The sequence below is a fragment of the Fictibacillus phosphorivorans genome (assembly GCF_007673525.1).
GTDB lineage: Bacteria > Bacillota > Bacilli > Bacillales > Fictibacillaceae > Fictibacillus > Fictibacillus phosphorivorans_C.
Map to the genome: position 1 here is coordinate 2,691,769 of NZ_VDZU01000001.1, position 17,583 is coordinate 2,709,351.

Annotated in this window: 17 protein-coding genes; 6 read left to right on the plus strand and 11 right to left on the minus strand. The window is 39.8% G+C overall.

Annotation, left to right across the window (positions count from 1 at the left end; genetic code table 11):
• Positions 1–13: 13 nt before the first annotated feature.
• Positions 14–1,519, minus strand: a complete 1,506-nt coding sequence (gene yfcC / locus FS458_RS13405; protein WP_144701283.1) for a putative basic amino acid antiporter YfcC — start codon at positions 1,517–1,519, stop codon at positions 14–16.
• A gap of 170 nt (positions 1,520–1,689) precedes the next feature.
• Between yfcC and FS458_RS13410 the strand changes: the two genes are divergently transcribed.
• Complete coding sequence (locus FS458_RS13410) at positions 1,690–3,777, plus strand: sigma 54-interacting transcriptional regulator (RefSeq protein ID WP_260858622.1); 2,088 nt, start codon at positions 1,690–1,692, stop codon at positions 3,775–3,777.
• 211 nt (positions 3,778–3,988) lie between these two features.
• Here FS458_RS13410 and hpaD read toward each other — a convergent pair whose 3' ends face one another.
• The 6 genes from hpaD to FS458_RS13440 are packed head-to-tail and all read right to left on the minus strand — an operon-like array spanning position 3,989 to position 10,362.
• Positions 3,989–4,972 (minus strand): 3,4-dihydroxyphenylacetate 2,3-dioxygenase, encoded by a 984-nt coding sequence (hpaD, locus tag FS458_RS13415; protein WP_144701285.1) that lies wholly within the window; start codon positions 4,970–4,972, stop codon positions 3,989–3,991.
• An 11-nt stretch (positions 4,973–4,983) separates the two neighbouring features.
• The gene (gene hpaB, locus FS458_RS13420; RefSeq protein ID WP_144701287.1) at positions 4,984–6,459 is read right to left on the minus strand and encodes a 4-hydroxyphenylacetate 3-monooxygenase, oxygenase component; all 1,476 of its coding nucleotides are present in this window, start codon (positions 6,457–6,459) and stop codon (positions 4,984–4,986) included.
• A gap of 11 nt (positions 6,460–6,470) precedes the next feature.
• Positions 6,471–7,985 (minus strand): 5-carboxymethyl-2-hydroxymuconate semialdehyde dehydrogenase, encoded by a 1,515-nt coding sequence (hpaE, locus tag FS458_RS13425; RefSeq protein ID WP_144701289.1) that lies wholly within the window; start codon positions 7,983–7,985, stop codon positions 6,471–6,473.
• The gene (locus tag FS458_RS13430; protein WP_144701292.1) at positions 7,969–8,760 is read right to left on the minus strand and encodes a fumarylacetoacetate hydrolase family protein; all 792 of its coding nucleotides are present in this window, start codon (positions 8,758–8,760) and stop codon (positions 7,969–7,971) included. The genes hpaE and FS458_RS13430 overlap by 17 nt, the downstream gene beginning before the upstream one ends.
• Positions 8,761–9,684: a 2,4-dihydroxyhept-2-ene-1,7-dioic acid aldolase gene (gene hpaI / locus FS458_RS13435; RefSeq protein WP_144701294.1), complete on the minus strand. Its 924-nt coding sequence runs from the start codon at positions 9,682–9,684 to the stop codon at positions 8,761–8,763.
• A gap of 12 nt (positions 9,685–9,696) precedes the next feature.
• Complete coding sequence (locus tag FS458_RS13440; protein ID WP_144701296.1) at positions 9,697–10,362, minus strand: GntR family transcriptional regulator; 666 nt, start codon at positions 10,360–10,362, stop codon at positions 9,697–9,699.
• 212 nt (positions 10,363–10,574) lie between these two features.
• Here FS458_RS13440 and FS458_RS13445 point away from each other — a divergent pair, with 212 nt between their 5' ends.
• Positions 10,575–10,865, plus strand: a complete 291-nt coding sequence (locus tag FS458_RS13445; RefSeq protein WP_144701298.1) for a late competence development ComFB family protein — start codon at positions 10,575–10,577, stop codon at positions 10,863–10,865.
• A 260-nt stretch (positions 10,866–11,125) separates the two neighbouring features.
• Positions 11,126–11,326, plus strand: a complete 201-nt coding sequence (gene cspD, locus FS458_RS13450) for a cold-shock protein CspD (protein ID WP_066237152.1) — start codon at positions 11,126–11,128, stop codon at positions 11,324–11,326.
• Positions 11,327–11,703: 377 nt separating this feature from the next.
• Here cspD and FS458_RS13455 read toward each other — a convergent pair whose 3' ends face one another.
• Positions 11,704–12,561: a hypothetical protein gene (locus tag FS458_RS13455; protein ID WP_144701300.1), complete on the minus strand. Its 858-nt coding sequence runs from the start codon at positions 12,559–12,561 to the stop codon at positions 11,704–11,706.
• Between the two features lie 190 nt (positions 12,562–12,751).
• On the opposite strand from FS458_RS13455, the gene FS458_RS13460 reads away from it, so the two are divergent.
• Both FS458_RS13460 and FS458_RS13465 read left to right on the plus strand, forming a co-directional pair.
• Positions 12,752–14,227 carry a methyl-accepting chemotaxis protein gene (locus FS458_RS13460; RefSeq protein ID WP_137789948.1) on the plus strand — a complete coding sequence of 492 codons (1,476 nt, stop codon included), beginning with the start codon at positions 12,752–12,754 and terminating at the stop codon, positions 14,225–14,227.
• Between the two features lie 61 nt (positions 14,228–14,288).
• Positions 14,289–14,783: an NUDIX domain-containing protein gene (locus tag FS458_RS13465; RefSeq protein ID WP_144701302.1), complete on the plus strand. Its 495-nt coding sequence runs from the start codon at positions 14,289–14,291 to the stop codon at positions 14,781–14,783.
• Between the two features lie 28 nt (positions 14,784–14,811).
• Here FS458_RS13465 and FS458_RS13470 read toward each other — a convergent pair whose 3' ends face one another.
• Positions 14,812–15,219 carry a hypothetical protein gene (locus FS458_RS13470; RefSeq protein ID WP_066399872.1) on the minus strand — a complete coding sequence of 136 codons (408 nt, stop codon included), beginning with the start codon at positions 15,217–15,219 and terminating at the stop codon, positions 14,812–14,814.
• Between the two features lie 344 nt (positions 15,220–15,563).
• The gene (locus tag FS458_RS13475; RefSeq protein WP_144701304.1) at positions 15,564–16,658 is read right to left on the minus strand and encodes a hypothetical protein; all 1,095 of its coding nucleotides are present in this window, start codon (positions 16,656–16,658) and stop codon (positions 15,564–15,566) included.
• Positions 16,659–16,757: 99 nt separating this feature from the next.
• Here FS458_RS13475 and FS458_RS13480 point away from each other — a divergent pair, with 99 nt between their 5' ends.
• Positions 16,758–17,093 carry a toprim domain-containing protein gene (locus FS458_RS13480; protein WP_186320550.1) on the plus strand — a complete coding sequence of 112 codons (336 nt, stop codon included), beginning with the start codon at positions 16,758–16,760 and terminating at the stop codon, positions 17,091–17,093.
• A 102-nt stretch (positions 17,094–17,195) separates the two neighbouring features.
• On the opposite strand, the gene FS458_RS13485 is transcribed toward FS458_RS13480, so the two are convergent.
• Positions 17,196–17,570, minus strand: a complete 375-nt coding sequence (locus FS458_RS13485; protein WP_144701307.1) for a VOC family protein — start codon at positions 17,568–17,570, stop codon at positions 17,196–17,198.
• Positions 17,571–17,583 lie beyond the last annotated feature (13 nt).

The window sequence follows — 17,583 nt, forward strand, 5'->3', positions numbered from 1 at the left end:
AAAAAAATATAGATTATTTAAAACCAATGAGTACTGCTGTAACGATTACAATAGAAGCTAAAATAAACAATAATAGTTGAAACTTGATCTGGAATTTGAACCATTTGGACCACTCGATACGTGCCGCACCCAATGTTCCCATCAATGCCCCGGAAGTCGGTACGATCATGTTTGTAAATCCGTCACCAAGCTGAAACGCAAGTACTGCTTCTTGTCTCGTAACGCCTGCCATGTCAGCAAGCGGAGACATTAACGGCATAGTAAGAGCGGCTTGACCTGAACCTGAAACGATAAAGAAGTTAAACACGGCTTGGAATACATACATGATCCATGCTGAAACGGCTACTGGTACATCTGAAACTAGGCCACCTGCTGCATTAAGCATTGTGTTTAATACGGAAGGCTCGGCCGGGTTGTCTCCACCTAACATGATAATTACCCCTTTTGCCATACCAACAATGAGGGCTGCAGGAAGAATATCTCTAGCTCCTTGTTTGAAACCATCAGATATACCGTTAACTGTCATGTTATTTAATTTGAAGATTACTCCAATTATACCCGCAACTAAACCGATTGTGAAAAATTGAGTTGCGATTTCAGGAATGTAGTATGCTCTTTCAACAACGCCCCATACAATCCAGATTACCCCTGCTACTATTGTTAAAAGAATAAGAATATGTCCAATTCCAAAGCTCGCTTTAATGTCCGTTTGTTTAAAATCTTCTCGGAAGTATGCATCGGACTCATAAGATAATGAACGTTTAGGATCTTTTCTAATTCTAGAAGCATAGATCCATGTATAAACAATACCCACTAATGTAAAGAATGCCCACATACCAATACGGAAAGGTGCACCAGACAATACTGGAACTCCCGCAATTCCTTGTGCAATCGCTACACCAAATGGATTCATCCATGATGTTGCAAATCCGATCTGTGTGGCAACATACGTAATCATAACCGCTGTAATCGCATCATAACCAAGCGCAATTACAACTGGCACAAGAATCATTGCAAACGCAATGGCTTCTTCACCCATTCCAAAAACCGCTCCGCCTAAAGAGAATAATAAGAACATAATAGGAATAATAAGGACTTCTTTTCCTTTTGTACGGTCAATCATCTTTAAAATACTATCTTCTATCGCACGCGTCTTCATAATAATTCCGAATGCGCCACCTATAATAAGGATAAACGCAACAACCCCAACAGCAGATCCCCACTTATCCCCAGTAACTAAACCTTCAAAGATATAGTTTAAGAACCCTGCACCGCCGCCTTCTTCAAACAGGCTGACACCTTTAGTAGCTGGCTCACCGTCTTCCCCTTTTACATAGGAAAAGCTGTCAGGAACTAAAACTGTTTTAGTCTGCTCTTCTCCACCTTGCGTATAAGTTGTTTCTTTCGTTTCAAACTGTCCTGCCGGTATGATATACGTTAATAGTGCCATCAAGGCTACGACAAAGAATACGATAACGAACGTATCAGGCATCTCAAACCTTCTTTTCTTTTTATCCACTTTTCTTCCCCCTTTTCTAAGTTCACATTATATAAATGCAAGAATTGTGCCAACATTTAGTCTCCTTTGTTAAAGGTTTTTAAATATTTTGTTTTATTAATTGGCTAGTTATTAGATAATAGTTTTATAACCAATTAACATCCTAAAAAAGACCATTAAAGAAGGTGCGTATGATGGAGACAAAAAAAGAGATTGTTCTTTTAGCAGGTACAAAGGAAACACGCATTGCACTATCCCATCAGCTTCAATCCATATTAGGCGATTATTTTCATATTAAGAGCTATTCTTCTGAAGAAATGCTTCCTACACGATTAGAAAACGAAGTCGTAATTCTATCATCTTATCTTATAAAACGTGAGGTAGCTCATTGTTTGGATAACTCATGTAGAGTGATTACAGCAAGACGAACCGTCAACTATGAATATCTGAATCAGCTTTTACAGCTGCCGGAAGGTACAGATGTTATGTACGTAAACGATTTTCCTCAAACGGTAGAACAGTCCGTACAAACACTCATTCATCTAGGAATCAATCACTTAAACTACCTTCCCTACTATCCTGGAATATCTTCCTACCAACATGCAGATATCGCTGTCACACCCGGGGAAATGCATCTAGTGCCGAAAGAGGTTAAGAGAATCATTAATATCGGCGTACGCCTGATCGACATTACTACAATAACAGAGATCTTGAGCGAACTTGGTGTCTTAGATGACCGGGCAACAGGTATTTCTGAAAGATTTACAGAAAAAATTATTCAGTTATCCAAGAAACTTACACATGCTAATCAAAAGGCTCTTCAATTTAACGAACACTTGGACAAAGTTTTAAATGGTGTTAATGATGGAATCTTATCATTTGATCATACGGGAATGATCACCGTATTTAACGAGGAATTGAAACACATATTTTTAACCGACTCCAAACAAGCTGTCGGAAAACATATTAAACAAATTATTAAAGATAAAGAGCTGCTGAACTTTTTAACAGATACTGCGAGTGAACAATCTGATCAATTTTTTACGATCAATGATACGAATGTTATGGTTCACCGGTTTGCATTGACAGCTGAAAACACGATGATTGCCACATTTAAGAACACGAGTACTACAATATCAATGGAAAAAGCAGCCCGATATGAACTAAAGCGAAAAGGCTATATCGGAAAGTATTTTTTCCATGATATCATCGGAGACTCAGAGGCAATAGTTCGAGCAAAAAACATTGCAAAGAAACTGGCTGCAACAGATCTTTCCCTCCTTTTACAAGGCGAGAGCGGAACGGGCAAAGAACTCTTTGCAAGTGCCATTCATAACGAATCCGGCAGAAGAAACGGTCCCTTTCTAGCAGTAAACTGTTCTGCCCTTTCTGAGGATTTATTAGAGAGTGAACTCTTCGGATATGAAGAAGGCGCGTTTACAGGTGCTAAAAAAGGAGGTAAACAGGGTCTCTTTGAACAAGCAGAAGGCGGTACTATTTTTCTGGACGAAATTGGCGACATTAGCGTAAAACTTCAAACGCGCCTTTTGCGGGTTCTACAGGAAAAAGAATTACGAAGAGTCGGTGGAACACGAGTACTCCCTATAGATGTCAGAGTTATTTCAGCTACTAACAAGGATCTGGCATCTGACATAAGAAAAGGACTGTTCCGTGAAGATCTATATCACCGGCTGAATGTTCTTTACTTAAAAATCCCAGCACTCCGTGAGCGGAAAGGCGATATTCCACTTTTACTAAATCATTTTTTAGAGATGCGTTCTACTAAAAAAATAAAAGTGGAGAACGAAGTCGTTGGCCATTTAATAAATCGTTCTTGGACGGGTAATATTAGAGAATTAAAGAATGCCATTGACTATATGCTCGCTGTTTGCGATGAAGAAAAGATTAAGGTTAACGATCTCCCTCAGGAAGTGATGAGGATAAAAAGTGATGAGACGACTTTTGCAGCTGAGGCATTTAGTGAGGTTTCTGCCACCTCAGAGAAATTGCCCCCACTTATCGCACCAAACGAGGAAGCTGCTATTATGAGCTGCATCTATCGCAACCACGTTTCTGGTAAAGCATCCAGCAGGAAGGGCTTACTGAAGGATTTGGAATTAGAAGGCGTTAAGCTTACTGAAGCTCAAGTCAGATTACGTTTAGATCTCATGGAGCAGAAAGGATTCATCGTGAAAGCAAAAGGGCGACAAGGAACACGACTGACCGAGAGCGGACTATCTTATATGAAGAATGAGTTGAATCGCTCACAAGTCTTGTGAATCGCTCACAAATCCTGAGAATCGCTCATAAATCTTGAGAATCGCTCACAAATTCTGAGAATCGCTCATAAATCTTGAGAATCGCTCATCCAGCTTGCATATCATGCCGCTGGACGAGCGCGAATGCTCCTACAAACAAAAAATGCCGGCTCCTGCAAATTAAAAGCAGAGCCGGCTTTAATTATTTCACTTATCTATACTAAACCTAATATCAAGTCACAAAATCAGGCTTACGCTGGGCTAATGTCGGACCTTTTAGCTCTACGGGCTCTCCTTTTTCAAGACTCAAAAAGGAAGTCGCCTCATTAAACCAGCTGTCAGGAGCTTTATGTCCCCAAAACGTCTGACGTCTTGGATCGTTAATGTCCCACTTGATCGGTTTAAAGTCAGGATCACTTGTCAGATAATCCCCATTGTATAGTTCTATTCTATTTCCATCAGGATCACGCACGTATAAAAAGAATGCGTTCGATAAGCCGTGACGTCCTGGCCCGCGCTCAATGTTATCTGCATAACCCATGCTTGCCATCACGTCACAGCAATGGATCAAACTCATCGGATCAGATAACCAAAAACCAACGTGATGAAGACGAGGACCTTCTCCGTTCATAAATGCAACATCATGTACCGTTGGTTTTCGGTGAAGCCACGCGGCCCATGTTCGGTCGTCTTCGGTTGCTGTATATTCTGAAACTCTAAATCCGAGTTCATCTGTATAAAACTTTACAGCCCCTTCCACATCTGGAACCATGCAGTTGATGTGATCGATACGCTGAATACGTGCACCACGGTACAGATCATACTTTTGGATGCACCGCTCAACACTTTCCATCTCCACAAAAAACTCTAGCGGTATTCCAGAAGGGTCCTCTACACATAACGTTTTACCGATTCCAACGGCAGGATCTGCATCTTTCCACAGTACTTTGGCACCTTTTCCTTTAAACAAGGATTCCAGCTCATTCAAGTGACTGTCTTCCCACACTTTGTAGCTTACGACATGAACGCCAGGCTTATCTGCTTTTTTCAACAAAAGACTGTGATGGGAGTGTTCTTCTAGTCCGCGTAATGCCATCCATTCTGAAGTAGCAGCCGTTTCGATAAAACCTAGGGCATTCACATAAAAATCACGGGAAGCATGGAGATCGGTGACGTTCATGACAACACGCGCGATTCGTATAATGTTAAAATCCATGACGACTCCTCCTATACACTACTGTAGTTATGGCTTTTGGAATTCACGCGCTCTAGAAAATCCTTTACCATTGCTTTATAAGGCTCTTTATTAAATTGATCATAATAAATGTTCGACATACGCGCCGGATCTCCAAAGAAGTAATACTCATAAAGAGCTTGGCGGCCGCCGAACGTACTGATGGAAATGTCCCATGCCAAGCGGAACAATTGGGTGCGCTCATAACCATCAATGTTGGCTCCTTGTGTATAACGATGAACAAGTTCACCGATATCGTCTGCATTAAAATCCGCTTCTGTCGGAATCCCCATCAAACCTGATGCCCCAAGAATTTTCACGATTTCAACAATGCGCTGATACATTTTCGGGTACCAGTTACGGGCTGCATTCAGCGGTGCAAAGTCTGGTGTCATATTTCCGTATTTATCAATAGAAGCGTTATGCTCTGCACGGTAAAGGTGAGAGCGCATCGTTTCGAGAATCAGCATCACTTCAGATGCTTTCTCTTTAACATGCGGAAACACATCAATGCCAATCGATTCCATCATGTTTAAGATGACACCGAGTACAAATTCAGTTTTTACCGTATTCTTCGCGATTACTTGATGTGCCATATGAACGATCGCGTTAGTCTCGACGTACGTTCGGTTACAAATATCAGAGCTGCCACTTACGAAAACGCGATCCCACGGTACGAGTACATTATCAAAAACAACGATTGCATCACTCTCTTCGAACCGAGAGCTTAGCGGATGATCCCATTGGCTTCGTCCCGTATCAAACGATTCGCGACATAAGAACTTTAAGCCTTCTGTATTGTTAGGGATAGCAAAAGCCATCGCATACGGATCATCTTCAGAAGAAGCTTTGTTCAGCGTTGATGGGAACACAACGATCTCATCTGTTACCCCACCGAGTGTTGCCAGCAACCTTGCCCCTTTTACTACAATGCCGTCCTTGTTCTTTTCAACGATACGAGCAGATAAATAAGGATCTTTTTGCTCAGACTGCTTTTTTGATCGGTTCGTTTGCGGATGGATCAGCGTATGCGTTAGGCTGATGTCATTTTCGCGGCAATAGTCATAATACTTTCTTGCGTTTTCTGCGAACATTGGATCGTTTTGGGCAAAAAAGTTACCTGACGTACCGAACGCCATAACACTCGTGTTTAAGTAATCTGGCGTACGCCCCATCATTCCGCCTGTGTAGCCTGCCCATTCCGAAATCATCTCACGACGGCGGATGAGATCGTCCACCGTTTTGGGTGCAATAAAGGAAAGACCTACTTTATCACCCGTCTGTTCAGAGGTATAGAGCATCTTGTCTGCTTTTTCGTGCTGGAGGTCATATAGGTTAGCAATGGACCTTACAATGTTTCGAAATGCCGGATGAGAAGGAACATCATCTACTTTCTCACCATGAATCCAAACGTTATTCTTAGCCTTTGAAATCCCTTGAATATATTGTTCCCCCGTGCGTGCAGGCAAAGAAATCCCTCCTAATGTTTCGCTTCAGTTTGAAGCGACTGTTTTTTCTTTCCGAACTGCTGAATGTGATGATCAGCAAGTGCAACATGCACCACTTTCATCTCGGTGTAAAACTCAAACGCATAGTGTCCGCCTTCACGGCCGATACCCGAATTTTTTGAGCCACCAAACGGAATACGAAGATCACGTACGTTCTGTGAATTCACCCAGAGCATACCAGCTTCAACGGCATTTGCGACACGGAGACCCCTTTTCATGTCGTTTGTCCACACATAGCCTGCGAGACCGTACTTAATATCATTTGCGTATTCGATCACTTCTTTTTCATCTTTAAACGTCATCACAGATAAAACAGGACCGAATATTTCTTCTTGCGCCACCGTCATATCATTTTTTACGTTTAATAAAAGTGTCGGAGCTACAAAATTCCCTTTTTTGTGAGATTCAGAGAGTGCTTGTGTGTATACTTCTGCACCTTCGTTTTTTGCAATCTGTAAATATCTTTTCACATTTTCATAGTGTTCCGTATGGATGAGTGGGCCAACTTCCGTATCTGGATCAGATGGATCCCCAACGATAATGTTATCCACCCTCTCCTTTAAACGAGCCACAAACTCATCTTTAATTGATTCTTGAAGAAACAAACGAGAATTTGCTGTACACCTTTCTCCGTTAAAAGAGAAGATGCCCCATACACAAGCGTCTAGCGCACGCTCAAAGTCACAGTCATCAAATACGATGATCGGTGACTTTCCGCCAAGTTCCATAGAAAAGCGTTTCAATGAAGCAGCACCGTTTCTCATAATCTCGGAACCTGTCTTCGTCTCTCCGGTAAACGAGATAAGCTGCACATCATCATGTGCAACAAGCGATGCACCCGCTGTTTCACCAAAGCCATGAACGACGTTAAAGACGCCTGCTGGTAGTCCAGCTTCATCCACAAGCTCTGCTAGTTTATTAGCTGTTAATGGTGACCATTCAGCTGGTTTTAGAATGACCGTGTTTCCTGTCGCAAGTGCAGGTGCGATTTTCCATGTCTCGAGCATGAATGGCGCATTCCATGGTGTAATGAGTCCTGCCACACCTACAGGCTTTTGAATCGTATAGTTCATGAACTCATCATCCACATGATAAGCTTCACCAGACATACGGTTCTTTACCATCTCCGCATAAAATCTAAAGTTATCCGCTGCACGTCCTACCATCTTTCGTGTTTGAGCTATAGGAAGTCCCGTATCATAGGATTCTAACAGTGCAATCTCTTCTACATCGCGATCAATTAGATCTGCAATCTTATAGATGTATTGAAGACGCTTTTCCTGCTTCATCTTTCCCCAAGGACCTTGTTTAAAAGCAGCCTTTGCCGCTTTTGCAGTTGCATTAATGTCTTCTTTCGTTCCTTCACTTACCGTATTGATCTTTTCGTTCGTATAAGGATTGACGTTAACAAAGTAGTCCCCTTTATGCCCTGAGACAAACTGTCCGTTAATATAGTGCTGAATCATTTCCTTAATTTCCGGCTTCATGATCCTTCCCTCCAGTTGGCACCTTTTCTGTACGTCCATCAACGATCGTATTCTCTAAAGAACCTAAGTAGTCTATCTCAAGCCTGACCACATCACCAGGATGAATATGCGATATTCCTTTTGGTGTACCGGTCCAGATCACATCATTTGGTTCAAGTGTCATGAATGAAGAAACAAACTCAATGATTTCAGGGATTGAATACATCAAATCTTTTGTGTTTCCTTGCTGTCTTAACTCACCGTTGACGTATGTGCGAAGTTCAAGGTTTGTAACATCCGGAATATCTTCTGCATCCACATAAAACGGACCCATCGGACCAAACGTGTCATGCCCTTTTGCGCGTACTGGGGGACGGTACCAGTTGTTCACAAAATCACGGACTGTTACATCGTTCGCAATGGTGTAACCGCTTACAAAATCCATCGCGTGTTCGGCTTTAATATTTCTTCCCTCTTTACCGATGACGACGGCTAGTTCATTTTCATAGTGCATATAAGTTGCGCCATCTGGATAGAACACTTGCCCTTTGTGACCTACTAACGATGAATTTGGCTTTATAAAAAGTACAGGCTCAGCTGGTTTTTCAAGCCCCAGCTCATCTGCATGGTCAGCATAATTAAGTGCTAGCCCGATCATTTTATTTGGCGTAAAGGGAGGTAGCCACGTTTTGATCTCGCTCACCTTAGCTGATTTCCCTGATGAAAAAGTGATTACATCGTCCACTACCGTTCCTTTTTGTTCTCTTCCTTCAAAAATAACGCGAGCATGCTTCATTTATACTTCACTCCCTATTTTTTCTACTAACCCATAATCAGCAAGTACAGCTCTTATTTCTTTTTGCAGAGAATCTGCCGGCAAGTCCATCGGCAACCTTAATGTTGGGTTGATCTTGCCCATCATACCTAACGCGGCTTTTAGTGGAGCTGGATTCGTATCTTTAAAAAGAACGTCATTTAAAGGCATCAAATCATAATGAAGCTTTAATGCTTCTTCAACATTTCCAGAATCCCATGCGTTGTATACTTCTGCCACTTTAGACGGCAATACGTTTGCTGTTGCAGATATGTATCCTGCCCCACCAATGGCAAGCATCGGATAGCAAAGCAACTCTATTCCTGAATACAGCAAAAAGTCACGTCCACAGTTTAAAAGTACACGGTTGATGTGTTCAAAGTCTTTATTAGATTCCTTTACTCCGATAATGTTTGGACAGTCTTCATTAAGTCGTGCTAGCGTCTTCACTTCCAAATTTACGGCTGTTCTGCCTGGAATGTTATAAATGATTAATGGGATGTCTACTGAATCTGCGATGAGTTTAAAATGTTTGTAAAGTGCGTGTTGTGAGGGCTTATTGTAGTAAGGGACGATGACCATAGCGGCATCCGCTCCCATTTCTTGAGCTAATTTTGTTAAATGAAGAGATTCTTGATGATTGGTCGATCCAGTTCCCGGAACGATAGGTACGCGCTTGTTTACCGCTTTGATCGCTGTTTCCATTACAAGCTCTCGTTCTTTTAATGTCAGCGATGAAGGTTCTCCTGTCGTTCCGGTAACAGAGATACCATGACTTCCAGACTGGATGTGCCAGTCTATCAAACTTTTAAGTGTTTCAAGATCTAGCGATTCATCTTCATGAAAAGGGGTGATGATCGGAGCGATTGATCCTCTTAGAGATTTCTTTACTTCTTCTACTTTCATACTTTCATCTCCTCAAATAGAATTTTGTTTGGTATCCTCCAGAAAAGCTTTCAGTGTATTCAATTTATGGTTTCTCGTAAATGCCTCTATTATTTTGGGTTCCTCTCTTCTTTCCATCATCTCTATTAGTTGATAGTGTTCAGCAACTGATCGCTTCATTCGAACAGGTTTCATTGTTGATCCCTGCTGACGAACAGTCCCGAGCCTTTCCCAAGTTGTATGAATCTGTTCTAACAGAAATAGATTGGTGCAATATTTGTAAGTTAGTTTATGAAATTCTTTGTTGTAATTGGAGAAAAGAGAATAATCGAGTTGTTCAAGTGCATCTTCCATAAGTTTTGTATACACTCTTAAACCTTCAAGTTTTTCGTGAGGAAAGTTTATTGATGATTCTGCAGTCGCAAAACCTTCTAATACGGCTAGAACGGATAAAGTTTCTAAATATGCTTGTTCATCAAAGGGGGTAACAATCGCTCCTGAGTAAGGCTTAAACGAGATTAGAGAATCTGCTTCAAGCAGCCTGATCGCTTCACGAACGGGAATTGCACTTGTTTGGAGCTCTCTAGCCAGTTGGTCAATAACAAGTTTGTGACCTGGTGGATACCTGCCATCTAAGATACGGGAACGAATGACTTGATAAGCATACTGCTGTTTGTTTGTTTTATGTGTAGTCTTCATAATCTTATGTTAATCTCAAATCATATATGATTTCAAGTTATTTTTCAGAAAAATCATATATTATTGTCAATTTAGTAACAAAGTAATAGAATTTGAAATTTATTAAAATAACTATAGTTAAATAGTCTTGTTACTTGCAGTAAAAGTTTACATATGTAGTAAGAATAAGCTATTCTATACATATAGATTGTGTATAAAGGGGTAAAAAGCCCATGAATGTAAAAAACGCCATGGAAATTCTAGTAGAAGAAGCACTAAAGAATTATTGGGGACAACTTCAGCTTCCTTGTAAATGTGAGATTTGTAAAGCTGATGTGTTTGCGATCACACTCAATAATTTACCACCTCGTTATGTATCAAATGAAGATGGCTATGCTTTTGTCAAAGCACAAAACTTTGATGATCAATCCAGAGTTAACATCTTAAACCAGATTGTAAAAGCGACAGGCATTGTAGCAACTCGACCATCACATGATTTAAAACCATCTCCTGCTAGCGAATAGAAGGCAGATGGTTTTTATTTTTGTACATATGTATATCTTAAAAATGTTGATTAAACCTATAACATTCAGTTGAAAATTACATATGCAAATATATTCTGACTCTTTATTCCTATTTTTCAGAAAAGTTCCTTGCGAGAGCTTTTTTCTTGTGATATATTTGTGACAACCATTCAGTACTGGATTACATCTTAACTTAAGAGTTTGAAAGTGGTTTGGTAATTACTGAGCACAAAAGTGCAAACGTTCTAGGAGGCATTCATATGCAAACAGGTAAAGTAAAATGGTTTAACGCTGAAAAAGGTTTTGGTTTCATCGAAGTTGAAGGTGGAGATGACGTTTTCGTACACTTCTCTGCAATTCAATCAGAAGGATTTAAATCACTTGACGAAGGTCAAGAAGTAGAATTTGAAATTGTTGACGGAGCTCGCGGACCACAAGCAGCTAACGTAACTAAAAAATAAGTTCAGCCTATATATAAAGACCCGGCAGTTGCTGCCGGGTCTTTTCTATGTAAAATGAACAAATGAAGAGGCTCCCTAACCAGGCAGCCTAGTCTTTTAAACCAACTTTCATTTTATACTTTTGAATTTTACCTAATATGTCTATCTTGTCTTCCTGCGAAAAGATTCCAAGCTTGTGTAGGATTATCGTGTATTGCTGCAACTTAAACAATGAACTCTCTTTATACCACATAACGATCACCTATCTTTCCTTAAGGAAACTTTTTAAACCTTTGTAAATATTATATGCCATCCGCTACATTTATGATAATCATTTGTTCTCCCTTTTCAAATTGTATCCAAAAAAAAAGCGCACCTAAAGGGTACGCTTTACTAAACTATTTGGTTTGAAGAGTAGAAAGCATGGCCCAGATGGCTTGTTCCCATTTAGCCGCATTCTTATGTTCAGGCAGGTTCACCGTATATTTAACTTGATCTCCGTTGTTTAAGTCTTGGATAACAATATATTTTTTGTAAGAATCTTTTGAAGCCGTAATAAATAACGCAGTCTTTTCAAATGCCTGTCCAGCGACCTCTTTTCCATTCACTTCACTTACTTCCCCGATAGCTTCAAGTTCATCCTTAGCCCATTCTTTTAGATCATCAATAGAAGATTCTTCTGACAAAGGTTCTATTCTAACAAATGTCTCAGCAAATTTCGTAGCAAACAATAAATCTTTTCTTGGCTCTTCTGCTGTAAATTCAAAATCTGGCAGTTTGTAAAAATGGTATTCAAGTTCGCTCTCTGTTAATACCGCGTCCTCTTCAATTGAAACTCCATCCGCTATGTAAGTTAGTTTTTTTGTTGGAGCTGCCTCTGGCGCACTTTCTTCAGTAATTTGCTCAAGTACCCATTGTCCCTCGTTATTCTTCTTGTAAACGATGTTAACTTTTGAACCATCCTTCAAACTTTCGACAGCTTCCCTAACTTCGTCTGTAAGACGAAGAACTAATGTTTCCCCTGCTGCTTCTACCTCAATAGAATTATTGTCAATCATACCAATATACGTTCCTTCTTCTTCAATAGATGTCACTTCTTCGTTAACAGGTTCTTCTTTTTCCGCTTCTTTCTTTTCAGTTGGAGAAGATTCGTTTGTTTTAGGTGCTGGTTCTTCTTTCGTATTGGTGCTTTTCGGTTCGCTGCTACAAGCGGCAAGCAATAGTATGATAGCAAATAGCCAAGTCTTCTTTTTCATCGTTAATCACCTCGAATTAAAAGTTTAATTACAAAAAAAATTTCTGCTTTTCAGTTCTTATTAAAAAAAGTTCACGATTCAATAGGTATCGTAACAACTAAAACAAAATTTGGAAAACATCTTAAATGCAAAGAGAATCCTGACGATATAAAAACAGTACTTATACATTTTAAAACGGAGATGACGAAATTTGAATCCATCATTTGCCTCAAATTTACAAACGAATAAACTGGTTACCAAAATGCTGTGGGGTATGTATTTTCTCGGTCTAGCAAGTACGTATGCTAGTACGAAAACCGTTAATAGTGTCATGTTTTATGGTATTGCTGGACTCGCAATCCTTTTATCACTCTCGATTTGGACGTATCGAAAGTGGGCTCCATTCGCAGTTCAATATTTTGTAGTTATCGGCTTAACGATACTAACTATTATCATGGCAGATTCAAACCCGAAGATTTCTACTTACCTGATGACTTATGTATGCCTGGCAGTCATCACGTTGTATCATAACTACCTTTCAATCTTACTATCGGGTATTAGTGGATTATTATTAACCAATTTCTTCTTTTTTCAATACAAAGAAACGATGTTTGCCGGACAAGACCCAAAGATTATTATCTCATTAAACGTTTTCTTAACTGTTATTACTGCTGCTCTAGTGGCACAAGCAAGAATAGGTCAGCGTATGCATGAAAACATTTTGATCGCAGAAAAACAGTCAGAGCAAGATAAGATTAAATTGGAAAAATTGTTAAGTAAAATCAAAGATGCATCAGAAAATCTTCATCACTTTAGTCAGTCTGTAAAAGAAAACGTTACACGAACAGGTGAAATTTCAAGCAACATCACGTACGCTTTTACTGAAGTAGCAAAAGGTGTAGAATCTCAGGCTGTCAGTGTAGGTGGAATGAATCAATCAGTCACAAGCACCAATGACGTAGCAAAAGGTCTTTATCAGCACTCCAATGATATGAGAAAGCTTTCAGAGCAAACAGCCATCGTAACAAAAGCAGGTGAAAATCAAGTAATAGAACTTTCTTTGAAGATGAAAGAAGTAAGTGAGCTCATGCAGCAAACGAACACTCTAATGTACGAATTAAATCAGCAAAGTGAATCAATAGAAGGAATCTTAACGACAATAGAAGAAATTTCATCTCAGACGAATCTGCTTGCATTGAATGCTGCGATTGAAGCAGCGCGAGCAGGAGATCAAGGTAGAGGATTTGCTGTAGTGGCGGACGAGGTTCGACGCCTTGCCGAGGATTCTCAACACTCTACAAAGCAAATCGGTGCAATCCTAGGAGAAATTCGTAACAAAGCTAAACAAGCCGCTCAATTTGTAGATGGTTCACAAGGGGTTGTCACATCCAGTCTGCAAGCTACAGAGAAAACAGCAGACAACTTCAGTCAAATTTTAGTGAACACCGATCAAGTGGCTGCACAGTCATCTGAAGTTCAAGAATTAATTAATCAGCTGTATGAATCAACCGGATATATTGTTGGAGAAATTCATTCTGTTTCTGGAATTGCTGAAACATCAAGTGGTTCTGTTGAAGAAGTTCTTGCATCTGTAGAAGAGCAGCATAGATGTGTAGAAGAAGTGGTTGATAGTTTCAACAAGTTCGAGGCGTTAACCTCAGAACTAAATGAACTGGTAAAAGAATAATAATGCTACAATACCTTTTCATGCATAATGAAAAGGTATTTTTTCTGAGGGAGCTTATTAGATGCATAAACACAGAGGAATCTATTGTATTTGTTTGAACGAATCTAGGGAACTGCTCGTTATCGAAAAGAACGGTGGTCCTTATAAAAATCGCTTGGATCTTCCTGGAGGCACACCAAACGATGGTGAATCTGAATACGAAACGGTCATTCGTGAAGTTCTAGAAGAGACTGGCTATATGGTGATAAAAGGTATGAAACTAGGTGAACGCTGTTATGAACTTCCTTGGAACTATAAGGAATGGACCCGGTCACAACATTCAGCGGTTTTCTTTGATTGCAGGATAGACATTCATTCCCAATCGGCTATAGCTGATATCCCAGATCAAGATTCTAGCGGAGCAAGGTGGATTCCTATTAGTGATCTAAAGAAGGATTGGTGCTCTCCTCTTGTATGGGAAGCAGCGCAATATGCTTTGACCAAACGCATTAGGTCTGAAATGAAAATATATGAAACATGGCGAGTACAAAAGAAACCACTATATCCTATAACTTAAAAAAACAACCGCACAAGGGCGGCTGTTTCTAGTAACAATAAAAGGAACTGATCTGGCGTGTATCCATACCAAAATAGATCCATCTATTGCCGGTCCAGCGAAATCCTGCAACCGATCTTCTACCTGCAAAAGTAAGCCATGCCCAGAATCCTGGTCCCCATGTTGGCCAGATATAGACATATTGGTACAAACAAGGTCTGATCGCGCCTGGATCAACAGCATAGACTCCTGGCTGACTTCCTCCGCCACCTCCACCTTGCAAACTAAAACCTTGCGCTTGGGATGGTGTAAATGATGGAGGTGCTGATGTTGGCGCCATTCCACCGCCACCACCGCCTCCTGGAGGTCCGCCTGGAGGGCCACCTGGTGGGCCAAAACCTTGCCCTCCGCCTTGACCGCCGCCTTGACCCGGAAAAGGTGGAAAACTTCTATACATGCTCAATACGTTCAACTCCTATAAAATTGTATTCGGTTCATCTTATTCATATCGTGATGAAACGTATAGACAAGTAACCCGTATAACTATAAAAGGATTGCTTCATGCTGATTTCGGGTATATTACTTGAAACAACTATGATTTTTATAGGAGGATGAAAATGGGACGTATTAAAAAGGGTATCAAAGGAATGGCTGTTGCTTTTTTAATCAAACAAGGTAAAAAGAGGTTATTGCCTATCATTAAAAGAAAATTAAAAAGCAGATAATAATAAAGAACTCCTTACGTGAGGAGTTCTTTTTGCTTGATTACACGTTTACTTCTATAAACAATTGAGCATCAGATCAGCGCTTTAAATTCATAAACTCTTCTCTTAAAAAACGCACCTCAAACTCGATCAGGGATTCACCTGTCTCTTCTTCAAACAAGCGGTAAAAATTCTTCTGTTTATTAAGCAATAAGGATTTAATTTTAGATCGATTCCCGTCCCTTACTAATTGATCAATGGCATAATAGCTTTGTCTGTATGGACGGTGACTAGATTTTCTCCGATTTTGATATGTCCAATCCTTTACGGAGTGAAGCCTTGTGAAGGGAATGAAGTTTAGAGGTACAAAGATCGGCACCTCTCTTACACTCTGTTTCCCAGCATATTCTGCAAGCCCCTCTTCAAACCATCTAGGTAGATGCCTATTATCCAGTTTATTTTCTGACAAATAACTAATAATCCAATGATGTGTATATTCATGTCCGACCAACTCTAGAAATAGATCAGAATTCTCATCCATGTCGTTAGTAACAAGCAGATGGATGGTTTCTTGAGCAGGTACGTATAATGCTTGCAAGTTTTCATACGAGTGAAACGGCAGATGTTGCTGAAAGATTAAAGGGTTCCGATAGAGGATGAGGGTTACAGGAAGGGCATCATGAACATCAATCCATTCATTGTGATAAAACTGCATTTTACGGATGTGACGAATCGCAGAAACTGCTAATTCCTCGTCTTGAGGTTCATAGAAAACAAAAGCTTTTTTCTCATTCATATTTTCTAGCGTTTTTAAAAAGGATACTCTTTCAAAAATCCTATCCTTTTCTACTAACATCGCTTCCAAATAAAATTGATTTTTTACTCTAGGAGATAAAGAGTGTGGCAAAGAGGTTTCGAGCGCATAATTGCCTACAGATAATATAGCTGTAGAGAATGCTGTAAGAGTAATAACCATGAGGTTTGGCTGTATCCTTTTCATTACAAGCGTTTCTTTTCTCTCTATAACAAATCTAATGAATCGCATGCTAAATAAGGAAAAGCATACAAGAAGAATGGACACCCCGATCAGTAACCCTTCAATATCACCTAACAACAAATACAATCCATAAATACTAATAAGGGAAAAGAAGCTAAGAGAACAAGTTCTTACAAGGATAATTAGCTTCTTCACAGTTTACACTCCCTTTGTCCAATAATTTTTTAGAAGTCGTACTATTATCGATATGCCCTCCATAAAATGTTAATGAATCTTAGTTTTACAGGAGGCGCTATGACCGGATACATTGTTGAAGGCAAAAGTGATCAACTGAGAGTACAAAGTGTTCATCCTCACGCCCATTTTGTCATTTTAAATGGGATTTCATTTCGGCATAAAGAACGAAGAGCGATTGAAGAAGCATTAATTCTTTGTAATGAAGTTTATGTATTAACTGATCCAGATGAGCCTGGTGACAAGATCGCTTTAAAGATCATGGAAACATATCCTGAGATCAAACGAATTCATATTGATCCGGAGAAAGCTAGAAATGTTAGAGAAAGTCGCTACAAGTATGGAGTAGAATACTGTTCAAACCAATATTTAAAAGAGACACTGCCAGGAATCTAATTCTCATTCATAGACTTCTTTACTGCTGTCTTATCACCTTCTCCCTATAATGACTCTTTACAAAGAAATAAAAAAAGACTGCAACTCATGCAGTCTTCATTTCTATTTACTCTCAAAAAATTCAAGTGATTCTTCATCTGGTCCGTAAAAGAAGAAGTATTTTCCGTTTGGAAGCTCTGTGATTTCTTTATCTTTCATGACTACGTCTTTTTTCTGCAACAACTCATATTGCTCTTCAATATTCTTTACAGAAAACGCAATGTGGTGGACCTTCCCCTCATTCGTAACTGGCCCTGTATATCCCGCAATCAACTCAACAAGAACTTTTCCTTCTACCCCTAAGAATGCCAACTCAACGGGTACGCTTGTATGATCGAAACGATCTAATAGATCTAAACCGAGTACCTCGGTATAAAATTTGATAGAGTTCTCCATGTTAGAAACCATAATTCCAGTATGTTCAATTCCAGTAATCATGCTGATCTTTCCC

What these genes read in the sequence shown, in the direction of transcription:
- FS458_RS13430 (WP_144701292.1), bottom strand. Translation starts at nt 8,760, where the DNA reads ATGAAGCATGCTCGCGTTATTTTTGAAGGAAGAGAACAAAAAGGAACG.
- hpaE (WP_144701289.1), bottom strand. Translation starts at nt 7,985, where the DNA reads ATGAAGCCGGAAATTAAGGAAATGATTCAGCACTATATTAACGGACAG.
- FS458_RS13445 (WP_144701298.1), top strand. Translation starts at nt 10,575, where the DNA reads ATGAATGTAAAAAACGCCATGGAAATTCTAGTAGAAGAAGCACTAAAG.
- cspD (WP_066237152.1), top strand. Translation starts at nt 11,126, where the DNA reads ATGCAAACAGGTAAAGTAAAATGGTTTAACGCTGAAAAAGGTTTTGGT.
- FS458_RS13470 (WP_066399872.1), bottom strand. Translation starts at nt 15,219, where the DNA reads ATGTATAGAAGTTTTCCACCTTTTCCGGGTCAAGGCGGCGGTCAAGGC.
- hpaI (WP_144701294.1), bottom strand. Translation starts at nt 9,684, where the DNA reads ATGAAAGTAGAAGAAGTAAAGAAATCTCTAAGAGGATCAATCGCTCCG.
- FS458_RS13410 (WP_260858622.1), top strand. Translation starts at nt 1,690, where the DNA reads ATGATGGAGACAAAAAAAGAGATTGTTCTTTTAGCAGGTACAAAGGAA.
- FS458_RS13485 (WP_144701307.1), bottom strand. Translation starts at nt 17,570, where the DNA reads ATGATTACTGGAATTGAACATACTGGAATTATGGTTTCTAACATGGAG.
- FS458_RS13440 (WP_144701296.1), bottom strand. Translation starts at nt 10,362, where the DNA reads ATGAAGACTACACATAAAACAAACAAACAGCAGTATGCTTATCAAGTC.
- hpaD (WP_144701285.1), bottom strand. Translation starts at nt 4,972, where the DNA reads ATGGATTTTAACATTATACGAATCGCGCGTGTTGTCATGAACGTCACC.
- FS458_RS13465 (WP_144701302.1), top strand. Translation starts at nt 14,289, where the DNA reads ATGCATAAACACAGAGGAATCTATTGTATTTGTTTGAACGAATCTAGG.
- FS458_RS13455 (WP_144701300.1), bottom strand. Translation starts at nt 12,561, where the DNA reads ATGAAAAAGAAGACTTGGCTATTTGCTATCATACTATTGCTTGCCGCT.
- FS458_RS13480 (WP_186320550.1), top strand. Translation starts at nt 16,758, where the DNA reads ATGACCGGATACATTGTTGAAGGCAAAAGTGATCAACTGAGAGTACAA.